The sequence below is a fragment of the Corynebacterium sp. zg-331 genome, from assembly GCF_014267345.1.
Classification (GTDB): domain Bacteria; phylum Actinomycetota; class Actinomycetes; order Mycobacteriales; family Mycobacteriaceae; genus Corynebacterium.
Genome location: NZ_JACMYD010000003.1, coordinates 238901 through 257489, shown reverse-complemented (window position 1 = coordinate 257489; position 18589 = coordinate 238901). Strand labels below are relative to the sequence as shown.

The 18589-nt window shown below is 68.0% G+C and carries 20 protein-coding genes; 12 read left to right on the top strand and 8 right to left on the bottom strand.

Features of this window, described 5'->3' with window-relative positions; translation table 11 throughout:
- Positions 1-776 precede the first annotated feature (776 nt).
- The 10 genes from hemL to rfbA all read left to right on the top strand — a co-directional run bounded on the left by hemL (position 777) and on the right by rfbA (position 9965).
- Positions 777-2096, top strand: a complete 1320-nt coding sequence (hemL, locus tag H7347_RS05870; RefSeq protein WP_152822125.1) for a glutamate-1-semialdehyde 2,1-aminomutase — start codon at positions 777-779, stop codon at positions 2094-2096.
- Between the two features lie 33 nt (positions 2097-2129).
- Complete coding sequence (locus H7347_RS05865) at positions 2130-2738, top strand: histidine phosphatase family protein (protein WP_152822123.1); 609 nt, start codon at positions 2130-2132, stop codon at positions 2736-2738.
- A 24-nt stretch (positions 2739-2762) separates the two neighbouring features.
- Entirely contained in the window at positions 2763-3353 is a 591-nt protein-coding gene (locus H7347_RS05860) for a TlpA disulfide reductase family protein (protein ID WP_227659020.1), read from the top strand.
- Between the two features lie 3 nt (positions 3354-3356).
- Complete coding sequence (locus tag H7347_RS05855) at positions 3357-4142, top strand: cytochrome c biogenesis CcdA family protein (protein WP_186337304.1); 786 nt, start codon at positions 3357-3359, stop codon at positions 4140-4142.
- 34 nt (positions 4143-4176) lie between these two features.
- Positions 4177-5796 (top strand): cytochrome c biogenesis protein ResB, encoded by a 1620-nt coding sequence (locus H7347_RS05850; protein ID WP_152822119.1) that lies wholly within the window; start codon positions 4177-4179, stop codon positions 5794-5796.
- A 64-nt stretch (positions 5797-5860) separates the two neighbouring features.
- Entirely contained in the window at positions 5861-6817 is a 957-nt protein-coding gene (gene ccsB, locus H7347_RS05845) for a c-type cytochrome biogenesis protein CcsB (protein WP_152822116.1), read from the top strand.
- A gap of 330 nt (positions 6818-7147) precedes the next feature.
- Positions 7148-7396, top strand: a complete 249-nt coding sequence (locus tag H7347_RS05840) for a helix-turn-helix domain-containing protein (protein ID WP_152822115.1) — start codon at positions 7148-7150, stop codon at positions 7394-7396.
- A gap of 40 nt (positions 7397-7436) precedes the next feature.
- The gene (gene rfbB, locus H7347_RS05835) at positions 7437-8438 is read left to right on the top strand and encodes a dTDP-glucose 4,6-dehydratase (RefSeq protein WP_152822113.1); all 1002 of its coding nucleotides are present in this window, start codon (positions 7437-7439) and stop codon (positions 8436-8438) included.
- A gap of 10 nt (positions 8439-8448) precedes the next feature.
- Positions 8449-9081 (top strand): dTDP-4-dehydrorhamnose 3,5-epimerase, encoded by a 633-nt coding sequence (gene rfbC, locus H7347_RS05830; RefSeq protein ID WP_152822111.1) that lies wholly within the window; start codon positions 8449-8451, stop codon positions 9079-9081.
- Positions 9078-9965 carry a glucose-1-phosphate thymidylyltransferase RfbA gene (gene rfbA / locus H7347_RS05825; RefSeq protein WP_186337303.1) on the top strand — a complete coding sequence of 296 codons (888 nt, stop codon included), beginning with the start codon at positions 9078-9080 and terminating at the stop codon, positions 9963-9965. Before rfbC ends, rfbA begins: the two co-directional genes overlap by 4 nt.
- On the opposite strand, the gene H7347_RS05820 is transcribed toward rfbA, so the two are convergent.
- Positions 9962-10222 carry a hypothetical protein gene (locus tag H7347_RS05820; RefSeq protein WP_186337302.1) on the bottom strand — a complete coding sequence of 87 codons (261 nt, stop codon included), beginning with the start codon at positions 10220-10222 and terminating at the stop codon, positions 9962-9964. The two genes, rfbA and H7347_RS05820, sit on opposite strands and share 4 nt — an antisense overlap.
- Before the next feature lie 45 nt (positions 10223-10267).
- On the opposite strand from H7347_RS05820, the gene H7347_RS05815 reads away from it, so the two are divergent.
- The gene (locus H7347_RS05815) at positions 10268-10561 is read left to right on the top strand and encodes a DUF4229 domain-containing protein (protein ID WP_370513924.1); all 294 of its coding nucleotides are present in this window, start codon (positions 10268-10270) and stop codon (positions 10559-10561) included.
- Between the two features lie 8 nt (positions 10562-10569).
- Here the strand turns inward: H7347_RS05815 and H7347_RS05810 are convergent, their stop codons facing one another.
- The 3 genes from H7347_RS05810 to H7347_RS05800 form a co-directional block, all read right to left on the bottom strand.
- Complete coding sequence (locus H7347_RS05810) at positions 10570-12225, bottom strand: hypothetical protein (RefSeq protein WP_152822107.1); 1656 nt, start codon at positions 12223-12225, stop codon at positions 10570-10572.
- Positions 12225-13175 carry an AEC family transporter gene (locus H7347_RS05805; protein ID WP_152822105.1) on the bottom strand — a complete coding sequence of 317 codons (951 nt, stop codon included), beginning with the start codon at positions 13173-13175 and terminating at the stop codon, positions 12225-12227. Before H7347_RS05805 ends, H7347_RS05810 begins: the two co-directional genes overlap by 1 nt.
- Before the next feature lie 61 nt (positions 13176-13236).
- Positions 13237-14133, bottom strand: a complete 897-nt coding sequence (locus H7347_RS05800; RefSeq protein WP_152822103.1) for a 1,4-dihydroxy-2-naphthoate polyprenyltransferase — start codon at positions 14131-14133, stop codon at positions 13237-13239.
- Positions 14134-14517: 384 nt separating this feature from the next.
- Between H7347_RS05800 and H7347_RS05795 the strand changes: the two genes are divergently transcribed.
- The gene (locus H7347_RS05795) at positions 14518-15399 is read left to right on the top strand and encodes a glycosyltransferase (RefSeq protein WP_152822101.1); all 882 of its coding nucleotides are present in this window, start codon (positions 14518-14520) and stop codon (positions 15397-15399) included.
- Here H7347_RS05795 and menE read toward each other — a convergent pair.
- From menE to H7347_RS10950, 4 genes are read right to left on the bottom strand one after another with little or no spacing between them, the layout of a single operon-like run.
- The gene (gene menE / locus H7347_RS05790) at positions 15396-16535 is read right to left on the bottom strand and encodes an o-succinylbenzoate--CoA ligase (protein WP_152822100.1); all 1140 of its coding nucleotides are present in this window, start codon (positions 16533-16535) and stop codon (positions 15396-15398) included. The two genes, H7347_RS05795 and menE, sit on opposite strands and share 4 nt — an antisense overlap.
- Positions 16536-16537: 2 nt before the next feature.
- Positions 16538-16663, bottom strand: a complete 126-nt coding sequence (locus H7347_RS10745) for a hypothetical protein (RefSeq protein WP_255476826.1) — start codon at positions 16661-16663, stop codon at positions 16538-16540.
- 38 nt (positions 16664-16701) lie between these two features.
- A complete protein-coding gene (locus H7347_RS05785) occupies positions 16702-17637 on the bottom strand; it encodes a 1,4-dihydroxy-2-naphthoyl-CoA synthase (protein ID WP_152822098.1) in 936 nt (311 codons plus the stop codon).
- Positions 17634-18518, bottom strand: coding sequence for a type IV toxin-antitoxin system AbiEi family antitoxin domain-containing protein (locus H7347_RS10950; protein WP_186337301.1), 885 nt, complete (start codon positions 18516-18518; stop codon positions 17634-17636). The genes H7347_RS05785 and H7347_RS10950 overlap by 4 nt, the downstream gene beginning before the upstream one ends.
- Positions 18519-18589 lie beyond the last annotated feature (71 nt).

The window sequence follows — 18589 nt, the reverse complement described above, 5'->3', positions numbered from 1 at the left end:
AGAAGCGGGATAAGAACGTCACGGTGGTTACCGAGGGTGCGCCTGAGGTGGGTAAGGCGGTAGAGCCGAAGGCTCCGCGTCGCTCCATTAAGGCGATTCCGTCTGGTTCTGTGGTGTTGGAGGAGGGTATGCCTTCTGTGATCTAGGCGGTTGATGGTGTAACCGCCGGGTAAGTTAGGCGGGTGAGGGAGTTATTTTCCCTTGCCCGTCTTTTTGCTGTGGGTGGTCTGCGTGCTGCGTGGCCTGGGTGCCGCTAGGTTGGGTGGTGGTAGCCCACCTTGACTGTCGCAATAATAAGGCGAAGAACCCCACCGCTGGTTAGAGCATGGTGAGGTTCTTCGTGAGACTAGCAGTCCCGTGATCGCGTCAAATGATGAAGCGGGCGGTTGCGTTGATACTCAGCCCGCCCTAGGAACCGTCGCGTGGAGCTGGAACTCTGGTGGCGGTTTTTGTTATCTCTGTTTGTGTGGTGATGGTGGGCTATTTGTCTTACCTTCTCCTCGTGGTTGAAGGTGCTTGCTTGTGGGGTGCGTGCCTTCGTCCTGGTGGTGGAGATGGTCGCACCACCGGGAGGAGCTGGGAGGTTTCCCAGCACAATGTCTCCTAGCGGGAAGAGTCCCGAGGGGGAGGAGGTGTGATTACGCTTTTATGCCGTTGAGGAGTGTCCCGGCGTCGGTGAGGAAAATAGCGGCGGTATCGCTCCGGATGTCGCAGCACGGGTGCATGAGGCGCGGCTCTACCCGCGCCCTGTCCCACCCGCCCTCTACAATGGCCTCATGACTGATCTGCCTGCCACCTCTGCCCATACTCAGAAATCCGCGCGCTGGTTCGAGCGCGCCTCGCGGCTGATCCCCGGCGGCGTGAACTCCCCGGTGCGCGCCTTCGGTTCGGTGGGCGGGCAGGCCCGCTTCATCCGGGAGGCCAAGGGCTCGCATCTGATCGACGTGGACGGCAACGAGTACGTCGATCTGGTGTGTTCCTGGGGGCCCATGCTCATGGGGCACGCCCTGCCCGCCATCGTGGAGGCGGTGCGCGAGGCCGCGGTGAGTGGGTTGTCGTTCGGCGCGCCGTCGATCGCGGAGGCGGAGCTGGCCCAGGCGATCGTGGATCGTACCGCCGTCGAGCAGGTGCGCCTGGTCAATTCCGGCACGGAGGCCACGATGTCGGCCGTGCGCTTGGCGAGGGGCTTTACCGGGCGGGCCAAGATCCTCAAGTTCGAGGGGTGCTATCACGGGCACGTGGACGCGCTGCTGGCCTCGGCGGGCTCGGGGGTGGCCACCCTGGGGCTGCCGGATTCCCCGGGAGTGACGGGGGCCGCGGCGGCGGACACCATCGTGGTGCCCTATAACGATCTGGACGCGGTGCGCCGCGCCTTTGCCGAGCACCCCGGCCAGATCGCGGCGATTATCGCGGAGGCGGCGGCGGGCAACATGGGCACGGTGGCCCCGCGCGAGGGCTTCAACGCCGCGCTCAAGGAGATCGCCCACGCCGACGGGGCCCTATTGATCCTCGACGAGGTGATGACCGGCTTCCGCACCTCCTATCACGGCTGGTACGGGGTGGATCGCGTGGCGGGCGACCTGGTGACCTTCGGCAAGGTGGTCTCCGGCGGCCTGCCGGCGGCGGCCTTCGGCGGGCGCCGCGACGTCATGGAGCATCTGGCCCCGCTCGGCCCGGTGTATCAGGCGGGCACCCTGTCCGGGAACCCGGTGGCGGTGGCGGCGGGGTTGGCCTCGCTGAAGGCCGCCACGGAGGAGGTCTATGACGAGGTGTCCCGGAACGCCAATCGCCTGGCCGGGCTGCTGCACGAGGCGCTGGGGCGCGAGGGCGTGGCGCACCACATTCAGCGCGCCTCCTCCATGCTGTCCGTGCGGTTTGCCGAGGGCGAGGGGCGTCACTTCCAGGACATGCAGGCCGCCCAGACCTTCCGCTATCCGGCCTTTTTCCACGCCCTGCTGGATGCGGGGGTCTACGCCCCGCCGAGCGTCTTTGAGACGTGGTTTGTGTCCAGCGCGCTCAGCGACGATGATTTTGAGCGGATTGAGCGCGCCCTGATTCCCGCCGCCAAGGCGGCTGCGGCGGCCACAGAAAAGTAGCCCGGCCTCCATCCCCGCGACAGAAAGCGATCCATGACCACCACCATTGTCCACCTGGTACGCCACGGTGAGGTGTATAACCCCGCCAAGATCCTCTATGGCCGCCTGCCGGGGTACCACCTGTCCTCCCGGGGGCAGAGCCAGGCGGCGCGCACCGCCTTGTCCTTCGAGGGGCACGACGTGGCCTACCTCGGAGCCTCCCCGATGGAGCGGGTGCAGGAGACGGCCGCCCCCCTCGCGCGGGTGACGGGCTGCGAGATCCGCACCGACGAGGATCTGTTGGAGGCGGGCAATCGCTTCGAGGGGCTGCGCACCAAGGGGTGGCGCTCCCAGCTGTGGAATCCGGTGCGCTGGCCGCTCATGGTCAATCCCACCCTGCCGAGCTGGGGGGAGCACTACGAGGACATCCTGGCGCGGATGCGGGCCGCGGTGGAGCGGGCGCGGGCGGCCGCGGAGGGCCGCGAGGCCGTCGTGGTCAGCCACCAGCTGCCCATCGTGATGGTGCAGCGCTGGGCGGCGGGCAAGCCCCTGGCGCATAATCCTGCCGCCCGCCGCTGCGATCTGGCCTCCGTGACCTCTCTGATTTTCCGGGGCGAGCGGCTGGTGGAGCATCGCTATAGCGAGCCCGCCCGCGAGATATAGGGGATGGCGATGAGGCGCAGGACGATGACGCTGGGGTTCGCGATGGCCGCCGCGCTGGCGGCGGGTGCTGCGGGATGCAGCGAGGAACAGACCGCCGGGCGTGACGCCGTGAACCAGGGGGAGGGCTCCTTTTCCTTTTATTCCCCCGGCGGGGCCACGGAGATTTTCTACGAGCCGCAGGAGCGTCAGCCCGTGCGGGACTTCTCCGGCGATTCCCTCATGCAGGAGGGCACCGAGATCGCGCTCTCGGACTTTGCCGACCAGGTGGTGGTGCTTAACTCCTGGGGGCAGTGGTGTGCCCCGTGCCGCTCCGAGGTAGACGACCTGGAGGAGACCCAGGAGGCCATCGCGCCGCTGGGGGCCACGGTGCTGGGGATCAACGTGCGGGACTATAACCGGCAGATCGCCCAGGACTTCGTCAAAGACAGCGCCGTGACCTACCCCTCCCTCTACGACCCGCCCTTCCGTACCGCCGCTGCCCTCGGCGGGGTACCGGCCAGCGTCGTGCCCACCACCATCGTGCTTGATCGGCAGCACCGTCCCGCGGCGGTGTTCCTGCGTTCGATCACGGCCGGGGAGCTCATCGACGTCGTCACGCGCATCGCCCAGGAGTAGCCCGTGGGAGAATATCTTGCCGACCTCGTCGCCTCCGGGCCCCTGATCCTCGGGGTGCTGGCCGCCGCCGTGGCGGGCCTGGTGTCCTTTGCCTCCCCGTGCGTGATTCCCCTGGTGCCGGGGTATCTTTCCTACCTCGCGGGCACCGTGGGCGGGGAGATGAACTACGAGGGGGAACACGGACCGCGGGTGGGGCGGCGCCGGCAGTGGGCGGTGGTGCTCGCTGCGGCGCTCTTCGTGCTGGGCTTCACCGTGATCTTTCTGCTGGCCACTGTGACGGTCTTTGGCGTTATCGGCGCGCTGACGGTGCGGGCGGAGACGCTCATGCGCCTCGGCGGGGTGGTGACCATCCTCATGGGCCTGGTCTTCATGGGCCTGGTGCCGGGCCTGCAGCGCGATACCCGCATGACCCCGCAGCGCTGGACCACCTGGCTGGGGGCGCCCCTGTTGGGCGGGGTTTTTGCGCTGGGCTGGACGCCCTGCCTCGGTCCCACGCTGACGGCCATCGTCTCGGTGTCCGTGGGCACCGAGGGGGTGACGGCCGCGCGCGGCGTGGCGCTCATCGTCGGCTACTGCCTGGGGCTGGGCCTGCCCTTCATCCTGCTGGCCCTGGGCTCCGGGGCCGCGCTGCGCGGCGTGGGCTGGCTGCGGCGGCACACCAGGGCCATGCAGGTCCTCGGCGGGGTGCTCATGGTGCTCATCGGGCTGGCCCTGGTGACCGGCCTGTGGGCGGAGTTTATTACGTGGGTGCGCCAGTGGACCGTGGAATACGGCACCACGCTGGTGTAGCACCGAGGAGAACGCGACGGAGGAGAGTCATACGATGAAGCTCGCGGTGAGGTACCTGCGCCGGGCCTGGAACTGGCTCACCAGCATGCGCACGGCGCTGGTGTTGCTCTTCCTGCTGGCCGTGGCGGCCATTCCCGGTGCGCTTCTGCCGCAGCGTAACCTCAGCCTGGCCAACGTGGAGGAGTACCTCGCGGACAACGGCCGCCTGGCGCAGATCTACGATCGCCTTGAGCTCTTCGATGTCTTCAGCTCCACCTGGTTTACCGCCATTTACGTGCTGCTGATGATCTCGCTGGTGGGCTGCATCATCCCGCGCAGCTGGGAGCACTACAAGGCCATGCGTACGCCTCCTGTGCGCCCGCCCAAGCGCCTGGAGAGGATGCCGCGCCACAGCGCCGACGTGGACCCGCGCCCCCTCGCGGAGTTAGAGGAGCAGGTGCGCTCGCGCTTCTCTCGGTGGCGCCTGGCGGAGTACGCTCCCGGGGAGGATCGGGCGGGCAAACGCTCGTTCGCCGCCGAGCGGGGCTATGCGCACGAGTTTTTCAACCTGGTTTTCCATCTCTCTCTGGTGGCGCTGCTGGTCACCGTGGGCCTGGGTCGGCTGGTGTATTACGAGGGGCACGTCATCGTGATCACGGAGTCCGGCTCCCACGACGCCCTGGCGCTCGACCAGTCCACGGAGTTCTGCAATACCTCCCCGGCCAACTTCGATTCCTTCCGCGCCGGGCCGCTTTTCAACGGCACCGGCCTGAGTCCTTTTTGCTTCCATGCGCACGACTTCACCGCGGACTACCTGCCCAGCGGGCAGGCGGAGATGTTTCGCTCCCACATCTCCTACGCCCGGGGCGAGGAGATCACCCGGGACCCCGCCACCTGGGAGAACTACGAGCTCAAGGTGAATCACCCGCTGCGGATGTCCGGGGACCGGCTGTATCTTCAGGGCCACGGCTTTGCCCCCACCTTCACCGTGACCTGGCCCAACGGGCAGCGGCGCACCCAGACCCTGCAGTGGCGCCCGGACGATCCCACCTTCTTCCTGTCCTCCGGGGCGATGCGCTTTGACCCTCCGGCGGGCATGTATCCGGACCTGTACGAGCGCCGCCAGCACCAGCTGGCCATTCAGGGGCTCTTCGCCCCCACCGCGCAGTGGTCGGGGGAGAACGGGGAGCTGCTTACCTCGTCCTTCCCCACCATGCGCGATCCCGCGGTGGCGATCGACGTGTACCGGGGCGATAACGGCCTCGATACCGGCGTGGGGCAGAACATCTTTAGCCTCGATCCCACCCTGATCCACGCGGGGCAGCTGCAAAAGATCGACCGGGTGAACCTCTCCCAGGGGCAGTCCGTGACCCTCGACGACGGCACCGTGGTCACCTTCGAGGGGGCCAACGAGTACGCCAACTATGTGGTGGCCTCCGATCCCACGCAGGTGTGGGTGCTCGTCTCCGCGGTGACGATGCTCGGCTCCCTGGTGGCCTCGCTCATGGTCAAGCGCCGCCGCGTGTGGGTGCGGCTCTCCCCGGCCCGGGGCGGGGGCACCCTGGTGGAGATGGCGGGGTTGGCGCGCACGGATCGCGCCGGGTGGGGCGCCGAGTTCGATGTGCTGCGTCGCCGGATCCTGGGCCTGCCCGAGGAGGATGAGGAGGAGCAATAGGCCGCCCGGCGAGGTCTGGTAGCGTCTGCTGTCAGTACCTGTTCGTCGAGGAAGAAGCCGAAAAATGTCTGTGAATACCAGCCTGGCGGGCCTGTCCGATCACACGTTCCAGGCCGCGTTTCTGGTGTACGCGGTGGCCCTGGTGGCCTCGTTGTTCTACTACGTGAAGATGCAGGCCATCATCCGCCTGCGTCGTCAGGAACCGGCCCCGGACGCGGAGGGGCGCCAGGAATCGGAGCGGCGCGAGGCGGGCGCGGCCAAGTGGGCCGGGGCGACGCAGGCGCTGGTGTGGACGGGCATCATCCTTCACGTCATCTCCGCGGTCACCAGGGGGCTGTCCGCCGGGCGCTTCCCCCTGGGGAATCTCTACGAGTACGTGTTGGTGGTCTCGTGCATTACCCTTGTGGTGGCCGCCGCGGTGGTGCAGCGCCGCGGCCACCAGGTGGTGTGGCCGTGGATCTTGACTCCGCTGTTGGTGCTGATGTTTATCGGCGCCACCAAGCTCTACGCGGACTCTGCCCCGGTGGTGCCGGCGCTGCAATCCTATTGGTTGCCCGTGCACGTGACCACGGTGTCGACGGGGGCCTCCATCGGCATCGTCTCCGGAGTGTTTTCCCTGCTGTACCTGCTGCGCGTGTGGCAGGCCCCCGGCAAGGAGTCGAGGGGCGGGGTGGCCGGTGTCTTCGGGGCGATGGCCGCTCCGCTGCCCTCGGCGGAGAAGCTGGATTCCATCGCCTATAAGTTGGCTGTGTTCACGCTGCCAATTCTGGGTATGGGCATTATTTTTGGGGCGATTTGGGCGGAGGATGCCTGGACGCGGTTTTGGGGCTGGGATCCCAAGGAGACGTTCTCCTTTATCTCCTGGATTCTCTACGCCGCCTACCTGCACGCTCGGGCCACGGCGGGATGGAAGATCGGGGCGGCCTGGGTGAATATCCTGGCGATGGGCACGATGGTGTTCAATCTCTTCTTTATTAATCTGGTGGTTTCCGGCCTCCACTCGTACGCGGGCCTTAATTAAAAGCCGCGATGTTTCGTTGGTAAATGTTTCGTAATGGGCGCGGAATTTTCCGTCCGCACCCTGTGATTTTTGTTGAAAAAATATTCCCGCGGCGCGCCGGAGAGTGCCCTAGTGGTCTATGTATGGAAGGGCGGTCAAGGGGCCCGTTAAGGCTATAATTCCATACATTTTCCCTGGGAGGGTGGGGTGTGTGCGAGGGGATGGCGCAACGTCCTATTTTTGGTATAGATTGGGGGATGGTTCCGATAGGTTGGCGCGCGGCGTGCTTATCGGTGTATTGTCTCGCTATCAAGAAAAATGCTTAGGGCACGGAAGAGGTGGGTGAAGGCTATGGCGTTACCTCGGCGCAAAACCGGTAAACCGGCGGGGGATGTACCGGAGCTGCTGGAGCTGGGGACGCAGCTGGCCGAGCGGCGCCGCCAGCTCGGCCGCCTTCAGCAGGACGTGGCGGATGGGGCCGGGGTTTCGCGCTCCACGCTGCACGCCATCGAACACGGCGCCTCGGGTGTGCGATGGGAGAAGGTCGTGGCCGTGGTCAGGGAATTACAGCTCGCCATGAGGTTCGTCGAGGGCGAGTAGTCGCGCCCCGCACGCCCCGGCGCTTGTTAGCCTGGTTCCCATGCATATCCTGGTCACCGGCGGGGCCGGTTTCATTGGCTCAAACTTCGTGGTGCGCACCCTGGAGCGTACCGAACACTCCCTGACGGTGCTCGATGCGATGACCTACGCCGCCAACCCCACCAGCCTGCCCGCGCCGGGGGAGCGGTGGGATCTCGTCGAGGCCTCCATCACCGATGAGTCCGTGGTGGACGCGCTGGTGGCGCGGTGCGATCTGGTGGTGCACTTTGCGGCGGAATCCCACAACGATCGCTCGTTGCGCTCCCCCCTGGATTTCGTGCGCACCAACGTGGAGGGCACGGCGGTGCTGCTGGCCGCGGCCGCGCGCCACGGGGTGCGTTTCCATCACGTCTCCACCGATGAGGTTTTTGGCGATCTCCCCCTGAGCGAGTCGGGGCGGTTCCACCCGCAGAGCCCGTATCGGCCGTCAAGTCCCTATTCCGCCTCGAAGGCTGCCAGCGATCACCTGGTGCGCGCCTGGGTGCGCAGCTTCGGACTGGAGGCCACCATCTCCAACTGCTCCAATAACTATGGGCCGCGCCAGCACCCGGAGAAATTCATCCCTCGGCAGATCCTCAACCTGCTCGACGGCGAGCCGCCCCGGGTCTACGGCACGGGGTGCAACGTGCGCGATTGGATCCATGTGGACGATCACAACGATGCGGTCTGGGCGATCATCGAGCGCGGCACTCCCGGCGAGACGTACCTGATTGGGGCGGAGGGGGAGCGCAGCAACATGGAGGTGGTGCGCGAGCTCAATCGGATCTTCGGCCGCGATCCCGACGATTTCCTGCACGTCACCGATCGCCCGGGGCACGATCGTCGCTACGCCATCGACCCGTCCTCCACCCGGGCGTTGGGCTGGCGGCCGGCCCACGCGGACTTCGCCGAGGGCCTGCGGGAGACGGTGGAATGGTACAGGGAAAACCCGGAGTGGTGGCGGGAGTCCTTCGCCGCCGCGGAGCGTGCCTATCGCCGCGGCGAGCGGCAGTTCCCGCACTAGAATGGCGGGCATGTTGGAACCGGTAGCAGGATGTGAGGGCGCGCTGCGCCTCGTACCCACCGTGTACCCGGATCGACGGGGTACCTTTCACGAATGGTTTAAGGCCAGCGAGTTCGAACAGGCCACGGGCTATCCCCTGGATGTGCAGCAGGCGAACATGTCCTTTTCCCGGGCGGGGGTGCTGCGCGGCCTGCACTACGCGGAGGTGCCCCCGGGCCAGGGCAAGCTGGTCACCTGCCCGGCGGGTGCGATCTTTGACGTGCTGGTGGACGTGCGGGTGGGCTCGGGGGACTTTGGCCACTGGGCGGGATTCGAACTCAGCGAAGACAACCGCCAGGCCCTCTATATTCCCCCCGGCTTTGCCCACGGCTTCCTGGCCCTGCGTGATTCCACGGTGGTGTACCTGACCACCTCGGAATACCAGCCGGAGGTGGAGCACGGCCTTAACCCCCACGACGCCCAGATCGGGGTGGATTGGCCGGAGCTGGCCGGACCGCCGGTGCTCTCGGACAAGGATCGCCAGGCCCTCGGCCTGGCGCAGGCGCGCGAGGCCGGGATTCTGCCCGAGGTGCAGGAGTGCCGCGCCTATCACACCGAGCTGCGCAACGCCTGGGCCGTGGCCAACGAAGAGGCCGGGCTGTGAGGGGCATCATCCTGGCCGGCGGTACCGGCTCGCGCCTGCACCCCATTACCTATGGGGTGTCCAAGCAGCTTGTGCCGGTCTACGACAAGCCGATGATCTACTACCCCCTGAGTACCCTCATGCTCGCGGGGATCACGGAGATCCTGATCATCACCACCCCCCAGGATCGCCCGCAATTCGAGCGCCTGCTGGGCGATGGCTCCCAGTTCGGCATCCGGCTGAGCTTCGCCACCCAGGACGCCCCCCGGGGCCTTGCAGACGCCTTCCTCCTCGGCGCCGAGCACATCGGCACCGAGCCAGTGGCGCTGGTGCTGGGGGACAACATCTTCTACGGCGCGGGCCTGGGCACCCAGCTGCGCCGCTACACCGACGTGCGCGGCGGGGCGATCTTTGCCTACTGGGTGGCCAATCCGCAGGCCTACGGTGTGGTCTCCTTCGACGAGCGGGGCCGCGCCACGGCCCTGGAGGAAAAACCAAGCCGCCTGCGCTCCCACTTTGCGGTGCCGGGACTGTATTTTTACGACCACTCCGTGGTGGAGATCGCCCGAGGCCTGAGCCCCAGCGCCCGGGGCGAGCTGGAGATCACCGACATCAACAACGAGTACCTGCGCCGCGGGGAGCTACAGGTGGAGGTTCTGCCCCGCGGTACCGCCTGGCTGGATACCGGCACTGTGGACATGCTCATGGCCGCCGGGGACTTCGTGCGCACCATTGAGCAGCGGCAGGGCCTCAAGATCGGCGCGCCCGAGGAGGTGGCCTGGCGGATGGGCTATATCACGGACGAGCAGCTGCGGGAGCGCGCCGAGAGGCTGCGCGCCTCCGGCTACGGGGAGTACTTGAGGGAGATCCTGCGGCGGGACGAGGCCCGGGGCGGGACGGATTAGTCGTCGGGGCGCGCGCGGCGCTCGCGCTTGCGTCGCTCCTCCTCGGCCCTGTCGGCTTCCTCGCGCGCCCGCCGCTCCTTGAACCGCTGCTTGTCGATGTTCCACAGGAAGTCGGGATCGTCATCCGGGCCCTTGATCGCCGGGGGCTCGGAGCGGCGGCCCGGGAGGCCGGGACGGTTCCAGGTGCCGGGGCCAAAGGCCTTCCATAGCAGCACGGCGGTGACGATGAGCAGGGCAACAAGCAGCAAGCGACCCACGTATCCATTCCTCCTTGGCGTTGCCACCATAGTAGCGTGGGGTGAGTGAACGACGATCAGCTGCTGCGCAAGAATGCCAATCGCGCCCTGCTCAAGTACGGTCTGGCCAGGTTGGGCCTCTTTGTGGTGCTCACCGCGGTGATCCAGACGGTGGCCTGGCTGGTGGGCAGCCCCTTTCCGCTGCTGGCCTCGGCCACCGGGGCGCTGTTGATCGCGTTCCCGCTGTCCATGCTCGTCTTCTCGACGATGCGGGTGGAGGCGAACGAGGCGGTGGCGGCCTGGTCGCGGCGACGCCGCGAGCGCAAGGAATGGATCGCCCAGGAACTCGCGGAGCGGTAGCGCCGGGATTATACCCCCAGCACCCCCACGGAGCTGCTGCTCAGGCACGCGCCCGGGGCGTCGATCAGCAGGCGGCCGCCGCCCCCGCTGACCTGCACGTAAACGCTGTGCAGCCCGGGTTCGATGGGGAAGTCCACCGGGTGCCCGTTGAGGGCCAGCACGCCGGTGCCGGGCCGCTCGGCGATGTAGTTGAGGCGTACCACCCACTCGCGGTCGATCAACGGACCGTCCAGGGGCAGCTCGGGGCCGGTATTGCACCGAGCGGGGGAGGCGGTGGCGCGCATCTCGTGGAGCCGCGCGGGGTGCAGCGCGCCGTCCGGGCCCACGATCACCGGGGCGGAGGTGGCCGTGGAGACGCGGTCGCTGTAGTGGGACAGCCGGTTATAGGGGTGGGTGACCGGCAGCAGCACCTCCAGCGGAAGATCCTGATCGAGCAGGGCGGCGTCGTGGCGGGTAAGCGAGGCGTCGAGGCCGCCGAAGAAGTCGCGGGCGGGCTGCTGCGCCCAGGACTGCGCGAAGGCCACCGTGCTGACCATGCTGGAGGCTAGCCACGCCGCGCCGAGCACCCGCGCGCTCCTGGGTAGCGGCGAGGGAAGGCAGAACGCCAGCACCACGGCGGCGAGCACCGCGACCTCGCTGACGTGGCGCAGCGTCTGGGTGATCTCCCAGGCGGTGTCCGGCCCCGAGCGCGCCAGCGCCAGGGCCAGAAAGGGCAGCAGCGGGTAGAGCGCCACCGGCAGCCAGGCGACGGCGCGGCGCAGGGTCAGCGCCAGGAGCACCAGCCCCGCCGCGGCCCCCAGCGCGATCGCCCCGGCGTGCGGGGCGGCCCACGGCGGGCCGGGGTGCCACCGCTCCCAGTGCCAGGGGCCGCCCGCCAGGGTGGGCAGCAGCCCCAGCCCGTAACCGTGGGAGAAAAACGGCAGCGGATCGCTCGGGGTGGTGCGCGGATCGCCCACCACTAGGGCGTAGATCCCCGCCCACAGGGCCGTGGGCAGGATCAGGCACAGGCGCACCAGCGCCCGGTGGGCGGAACGCATGCCGTCCAGCAGACCGCAGCAGCGCAGGGTCAGCAGCACGGCGGGCGCAAGAAAGAGGGCGCGCTCGCTAAAGAGTGCCCCGGCGATCATCGCCGCCCCGGCTCCCAGCGACCAGAGCGCGGCTTGGCGGGTGGAGGGGGCGCGGGCCGCTCGGATGCCCGCGCCTAGGCACAGGGCCAGCGCTGCGTGCAGCGGTAGCGTATTGACGCCCGCCGCCAGCCACGTCGAAGTGGTCAGCGTGACAGGGGTAAAAAGATACGCGGCCAGGGGGATCAGGCTGCGGCTGAGCGGGCGATACGCCCAGGCCACCGCCGCGCCCGCGGCCAGGTTGCCCGCCGCCAGGACCCCCACGGCTGTCGGCCAGCGCAGGGGCGCGCCGTGCGCGAGGCCCCAGACGACGAGCCAGGAGCCGGGCATGAGGTGGCCGTCGTGGGGCGTGAGAAGCAAGGAGAGGTCGGGTAAGGGGTGTTCCCGCGCCTGGGCGTAGAGGGTGAGGTCGTCGTAGTAGAACCAGCCTTGGGCCGCCACCGTCGTACGCACGAGCACACCGAGGACGAGCAGGGCGATGAGGGGGACGAGACTGCTTGGTTTGCTCGGGGCGCGCACGCGGATACGATAGGAGGACATCAGCGCCCGCTCATGGCCGCGATCGCCAGCATCACCGGCAGCGAGGCAAAGGTGGTCAGCAGCACGGTGTCGCGCGCCACGATGGTGCCCTTGCGGAAAGTGGCGGCGTAGTTGTACACGTTCTGCGCGGTGGGCAGCGCCGCCAGGATCACCGCGGCGTAGCGCTCCTGGCCCTCCAGGCCCAGCCCCAGGGCTAGCAGCCATGCCAGCAGCGGCATGACCAGCGTTTTGAGGCCCGTGGCCAAGAGCACCCGCGGACGATCGGCGGGGGAGTCGAGCACCGTGGTGGTGGTCAGGGAGGCCCCAAAGCTCATCAGGATCATGGGGATGGAGGCCCCACCCAGGATCTCCAGGGGGGCCATGACCGGCTCCGGCACGCTTAGGGAGCCCAGGCACACCACCAGTCCCGCCGCCGAGGCCAGCACGATCGGGCTGAGCAGCGCGGTGCGCACCGCACCCAGCACCGCCCTGGCGGTGCTTCCCGGGGCCGATCCCGCCCCGCTGGCTCCCAGCACGGCCAGCAGCAGCGGGGTGAGCAGCACCATCTGGATCACCAGAATGGGCGGGATATACGCCGCGCTGCCGAGCACGTACATGCTCACCGGCAGGCCGATGTTATTGGAGTTCACGTAGGAAGCCGCGGCCGCCCCCATCGCCGTATCGGCGGTGCTGTGCTGATCCCGCCCGGGCAGCAGGCGGGTCGCGAGCAGAAACACCCCGCCCGTGAGCAGCGTGGCCGCCAGGCTGACCCCGATCACCGGGGAAAAGAGCGCCTGCGGGCGGGAGGTGGAGACCACCGTGAACAGCAGCGCGGGGGTGGCGGCATAAAAGGCCACCCGGTTGAGCATCAGGCGTGCCTCGCCGGGCGGAATAATCTTGGCCCTCCCCAGCGCGTAGCCCGCGCCGATGACCACCATGATGATGGCGAACCCGGTGAGTACGCCGATCATGCCGGGGTCCTTTTCTTTTCCTTAGCGCTGCGCACGGCACACCACTGTAGCCGCACCCCGATCAGGCCAGAACGAAGCCTAAGAACATTGCCGCCGACCACGCCAGCATGGCGCGCCCCGTCAGGCCCAGCACCGGAATGAGCGCCGCCCCCGTGGCCCCCCGGAGCACCGGCCGCGCGCCGATGACCCCCAGCGGTACCGCCAGCAGGCCCAGCAGCGCCCACGGCGTCGCGCCCACCGCCAGGGGCAGGCAGAGAGCGAAGGGCACCGTGATAAGGCCGCAGAAGAGGCGGCGGGTGGCCGCCTCGCCCAGGCGCACCGCGAGGGTGATCTTGCCGCTGGCAGCGTCCGAGGGGATATCGCGCAGGTTATTGGCCAGGTTGACCGCCGCAGAAATCGAGCCCACCCCCACGGCGCAGGCCAGTCCCGCCCAGGTCACCGCCCCGGCCTGGGTATATTGCGTGCCGAGCACGGCCACCAGGCCAAAGAACACAAACACGGCGGCCTCCCCCCACCCGCGATAGCCATAGGGGCGGGAACCTCCCGTGTAGAACCACGCCCCGGCGATGCAGCCCGCGCCCACCAGGATCAGCCACCAGCTGCTGGCGAGGCTCAGCGCCACGCCGAACGCCCCGGCGATGAAGAATGCGAGGAACGCCGCGCGCCTGACGGCCTGCGGCGCGGCGAGCCCGGAGCCGGTCAGCCGCAGGGGGCCAGAGCGATCCTCGTCGGTGCCGCGGATGCCGTCGGAGTAATCGTTGGCGTAATTGACCCCGATGATGAGCGCCCAGGCCACCCCCAGGGCGAGCAGGGCGCGCCACCAGCTCGCCGCACCGTCCAGGGCGGCGGCCCCGGTACCGGCGATGACGGGGGCCAGCGCGTTGGCCCAGGTGTGGGGGCGGGCGCCGGCCCACCAGTCGGCGGGGGTGGCGCGGCGAGGTTGTGGGGAGGAAATCATGGGTTTATTGTCTCACTGGATCTGGGGCTGGAGGGCGGTGAGGGGGATCCTATGCTGGCTTATGCCGGTTCACTTTGATTGTGACAAAAACGGCGAGGAGCCTCACCCGGCGCTCAAAACCAAGTGAGGCTCCTCGTGGGACTAGCTGAGCAGGCTAATCATCGCTTCTACGATCACATGGGAGAGGCCGTTGGAGATTGTTGCGTTGATTTTGGCTCGGGGATGAGCCGATCATCCCTGCGATGAAAAGCGCGCTGGCAGCACCTTGCGGAGCCGTAGCCGGTGCAGACCCGCACACCACCACCCCTATGCATGGAGCCGTGTACGGTGGGAGGGTATTTTTCGGGAGTGCGGCGCGGCGGTGCCCGGGAGGGCGGAGGCTTCATGTGGTTCAGGTATGTGGTCGGTCAGGCGGTCGGCTTCCTGTTCACCCTCCTGCGCCTGGTGCCGCTGCGCTGGCACAATCGGTTTTCCCGCTCGCGCCTTCCCCGGTGGGAGGGCAACCCGGAGCTGCTCGTCTCCCTGACCACGCACGGCCGTCGCCTGCGCACGGTCTTCCTGGCAATCGAGTCGGTGGCCCGAGGTGCGCGCGGGGTGCCCATCGTGCTGTGGCTGGATCCTGAGGAATACGATCACCCGGAGGCCTGGCCGGCCAGCCTGCACCGGCTGGTGCACCGAGGGCTGACGGTGCGCCGGGGCGACGGCGGGCTGGGCCCGCACGCGAAGTACTGGAACCAGTTTCGCGCGGTGGCCGGGTCCCAGACCCGGGTGGTCACCATCGACGACGACGTGATCTACCCGGCGTGGTTCCTCGATCGCCTGCGCGAGGTCGGGGGTCTGCGGCCGGATACCGTGGTGGCGTACCGGGCCCACCGGATCGAGCTGCGCGAGGGGCGGATGCTGCCCTACATGAAGTGGAGTCCCGCCGATACCTGCGCGCCGAGCCTGCTGCACTTCGCCACGGGGGTCTCAGGGGTGTCCTATCCGCCCGCGTTCATCGACTACGTGGTGGCCCAGGGGGAAGGATTCCGGGAGGTGGCCCCGCAGGCGGATGACGTCTGGCTGCATCTGTGCGCCCTGCGCTCCGGGCACCCGGTGCGCCAGGTCTTTGCCAGGCCCCGCAACTTTGCCGTGGTTCCCTCCGCGCAGTTGGATGCCCTGGTTCTGGGCAATGGCGTGGGCGGCGGTAACGACGAACAGATCGGGCGGGCCTATACCCCGCGGGATGTGGCCAATCTGGTGGCGCTGAGCGGTCGGGAGGATTAGCCTTTCGCGAGCAGCGCGGCCACCCCGGCGCGGTGAACCTTGCCCGAGCCAGTGCGCGGCAGGGCGTCCACCCGGCGCAGTTCCTTGGGCAGCTGCCAGCGCGGCAGGGCGTCGAGCGCCTCGATGAGGTCTTCCGGTTGCGCCTGGCCGGTGTAGGCCACCGCGATCGCCTGTCCCAGGCGGGGGTGGGGAACGCCCACCACGCAGGCCTCCGTGACGCCCGGGACCTCGCGCAGGTGGTACTCCAGCACCTCGGGGTGGAGCTTGAGGCCCCCGGAGTCGATGATGGCGTCGATCCGGCCGCGCACGGTCAGCGTCCCGTCATCGGCCAGCGTCCCGGCGTCGCTCGTGGCAAACCAGCCCTCGCGGGCGAAGGCTTCGTGGCCGGGGGTGTTGCGGTAGCCGCGCGCGATCATCGGGCCGCCTAGGTGGATCCGATCCTGCTCGTCCAGGCGCAGCCGCACCCCGGGCAGGGGGCGGCCATCGTAGACGCACCCGCCGGAGGTCTCGGAGGCGCCGTAGGTGCGCACCACCCGGATTCCCAGCTCTGCGGCCGCGCGGGCGTCCGCCTGGCGCAGGGGGGCACCGCCGATAAGGACGGCGCTAAATGTGCGCAGGGCCTCGATTCCCTCCAGCCGGTCCATGGCCTTGAGTAGCTGGGCGGGGGTGAGCGCGGTGTAGGTGCGCGGTCCCGCTAATCGACGCGCCGCCTGCGCAAAGGCGGGCACGCGGAAGCCGGAGCACAGGTCGAGGCACACCGGGGTGGTGCCCGCCGCGAGGGAGCGCACCAGAACCTGCAGGCCCGCGATGTAATGGCCGGGCATGGCCAGCAGCCAGGTGCCGTCCCCGCCGAGGGCCTCGTGGGTGGCGGCCGCGCTGCTGAGGAGGTTGCGGGCGCTTAGCTCCGCCCCCTTGGGGGTGCCCGTGGAGCCGGAGGTGCTCACCACCAGGGCGACCTCGCGGTCGATGGCCTGGCCCACGCGCTGGGTGGTGCGCAGGAGTTGGGCGCGGCCGGGATCGTTGTCCGGCAGCGGCAGCAGGCTGCGCCGCCCCGCGAGGGCCTCGCGCAGATCCGGCAGGATCGCGCTCGCGTCGGTGCTGGGGACGACGAGGGGTTCGAGGATGCGCTCGGCCATCGCTAGGCGGCCGCGGTGGCGGAGTGACGGAAGAGGGTATCGGCGGAGAGGCGTCCGGCCTCGATCGCGCCGGGCAGCTCCCAGCCGCCGTCGGCGACGAGGAGACCACGGTCCTTAATTATTGACACGACGGCAAAGATAGTCATGGAAGGTCCGCCGCGCCACATCAATAGTAGAAGGGGAAGCCGGACCAATCCGGTTCCCGCTTATTTAGGAAGGCCTCCTTGCCCTCCACGGCCTCGTCCGTCATGTAAGCCAGGCGCGTGGCCTCGCCGGCAAAGACCTGCTGCCCCATCAGGCCGTCGTCGGTGAGGTTGAAGGCAAACTTCAGCATCCGCTGCGCGGTGGGGGACTTCCCGTTGATCTCACGCGCCACCCGGATCGCCTCGGCCTCCAGCTCCGCGTGATCGGTCACGATATTGACCGCACCCATGCGGTGCATCTCCTCGGCGTCGTAGGCGCGACCCAGGAAGAAAATCTCCCGGGCAAACTTCTGCCCCACCTGCTTGGCCAGGTAGGCGCTGCCGTAGCCGGCGTCGAAGGAACCTACGTCGGCATCCGTCTGCTTGAAGCGCGCCTCTTGGCGTGAGGCCAGGGTCAGATCGCACACCACGTGCAGGGAGTGCCCCCCGCCGGCCGCCCACCCATTGACCACCGCGATGACCACCTTGGGCATCGTGCGGATCAGCCGCTGCACCTCCAGGATGTGCAGCCTTCCGCCCTCCACACGGGCGCGCTGCTCGTCCACGGTATCGGCGGTATCGCCCTCGGCGTACTGATAGCCCGAGCGGCCCCGGATCCGCTGATCTCCGCCCGAGCAAAAGGCCCAGCCGCCATCCTTGGGGCTGGGGCCGTTGCCGGTGAGCAGTACCACGCCCACGTCCGGGGTGCGGCGCGCGTGATCGAGCGCCCGATACAGCTCGTCCACGGTGTGCGGGCGAAAGGCGTTGCGCACCTCGGGGCGATCAAAGGCGATGCGCACGATGCCGTCGCGGCGATGGTCTCCCACGTGGCGGTGATAGGTGATGTCCGTGAGATCCTCGAATCCCTCCACGGCGCGCCACTGCTGCGGGTCAAAGGGTTGCTGGGTGCTGTCACTCATGGGATCGAGTGTAGGGCGCGGTGCCACCGATGCACGCCTTGGACGTCGCTAGGCAACAAGGTGCTTGAGGATCGTGCCGTGCGGGATACCTGGGCTACCACGTCGTTGAGGGCGTAATCCACGCAGGTATCGGAGTAACGCAGCACGATGTAGCCCGCGCGTTGGGCGGCGTTGGTCTTCCACCGATCCCGGATAAAGGCGTCCGTGTCTCTGTGAAATTGCTGCCCATCCACCTCAATCAGAAGGGGCTGGCCCACTACTTTCAGATCGAATACATAGGGCCCTACCCGTACGTTGGATTGGGTGAAAACCCCCTCGGCTGCCAGTGCGTGAGCCAACCTGCGCTCCGTCTGACTTGACGCCCCGATGATGGCCCTTCCCGCGATGATCCTCATCGTGCTTTGCGCAGCAGGACCCAACGCAGAGCAATCCGAGCGATAGCGAGCGGTGCCATCGAAGCCGCCATAGGATCGCTCCAGAAAACTGATCAATTTCGCGCGTGGCCACCGTTGCACAAGGTCATGCGCGGTGGCTACCGGCGAGACCACCCGTAATCCTTGCTGCATCTGGCTGCGGCGTATCGAGGTTCTCTTGAGGCGCACGTTGTGAGAGTTGATCCCCGTCCCCGTGCCCGGTATCACGCCGGAAACCGGCCAGGTCAGTGGCCCCCAACCATAGAGATGCGCGGCTGTGGTTCCGGTAAAAACAATCCGCGGCCAGCGGCGGCACAGCGCCCGCAGACGGGTCAGATCGTCCGCCCCTGGGCGGATGTAGAGGCCATGGGCCAGGCGTTCTATCTTTCCCCGGGTAATGCTTCTTTGCACCGCGTTGGGAGAAAAGCCGGCGCGGCGCAGATCCTGAGTAGTCCAAAAGTCGGTCACATTGCTCTTAGACCGCGATGGGGTGGTGGTTGGTTCCAGGGGTTTCTTCGGTGATGTGTGACTGGTGTGAA

What these genes read in the sequence shown, in the direction of transcription:
- rfbB (WP_152822113.1), top strand. Translation starts at nt 7,437, where the DNA reads ATGCATATCCTGGTCACCGGCGGGGCCGGTTTCATTGGCTCAAACTTC.
- H7347_RS05785 (WP_152822098.1), bottom strand. Translation starts at nt 17,637, where the DNA reads ATGAGTGACAGCACCCAGCAACCCTTTGACCCGCAGCAGTGGCGCGCC.
- H7347_RS05805 (WP_152822105.1), bottom strand. Translation starts at nt 13,175, where the DNA reads ATGATCGGCGTACTCACCGGGTTCGCCATCATCATGGTGGTCATCGGC.
- H7347_RS05850 (WP_152822119.1), top strand. Translation starts at nt 4,177, where the DNA reads ATGAAGCTCGCGGTGAGGTACCTGCGCCGGGCCTGGAACTGGCTCACC.
- H7347_RS05865 (WP_152822123.1), top strand. Translation starts at nt 2,130, where the DNA reads ATGACCACCACCATTGTCCACCTGGTACGCCACGGTGAGGTGTATAAC.
- H7347_RS05810 (WP_152822107.1), bottom strand. Translation starts at nt 12,225, where the DNA reads ATGTCCTCCTATCGTATCCGCGTGCGCGCCCCGAGCAAACCAAGCAGT.
- rfbC (WP_152822111.1), top strand. Translation starts at nt 8,449, where the DNA reads ATGTTGGAACCGGTAGCAGGATGTGAGGGCGCGCTGCGCCTCGTACCC.
- H7347_RS05860 (WP_227659020.1), top strand. Translation starts at nt 2,763, where the DNA reads ATGACGCTGGGGTTCGCGATGGCCGCCGCGCTGGCGGCGGGTGCTGCG.
- H7347_RS05800 (WP_152822103.1), bottom strand. Translation starts at nt 14,133, where the DNA reads ATGATTTCCTCCCCACAACCTCGCCGCGCCACCCCCGCCGACTGGTGG.
- H7347_RS05840 (WP_152822115.1), top strand. Translation starts at nt 7,148, where the DNA reads ATGGCGTTACCTCGGCGCAAAACCGGTAAACCGGCGGGGGATGTACCG.
- H7347_RS05795 (WP_152822101.1), top strand. Translation starts at nt 14,518, where the DNA reads ATGTGGTTCAGGTATGTGGTCGGTCAGGCGGTCGGCTTCCTGTTCACC.
- hemL (WP_152822125.1), top strand. Translation starts at nt 777, where the DNA reads ATGACTGATCTGCCTGCCACCTCTGCCCATACTCAGAAATCCGCGCGC.
- menE (WP_152822100.1), bottom strand. Translation starts at nt 16,535, where the DNA reads ATGGCCGAGCGCATCCTCGAACCCCTCGTCGTCCCCAGCACCGACGCG.
- ccsB (WP_152822116.1), top strand. Translation starts at nt 5,861, where the DNA reads ATGTCTGTGAATACCAGCCTGGCGGGCCTGTCCGATCACACGTTCCAG.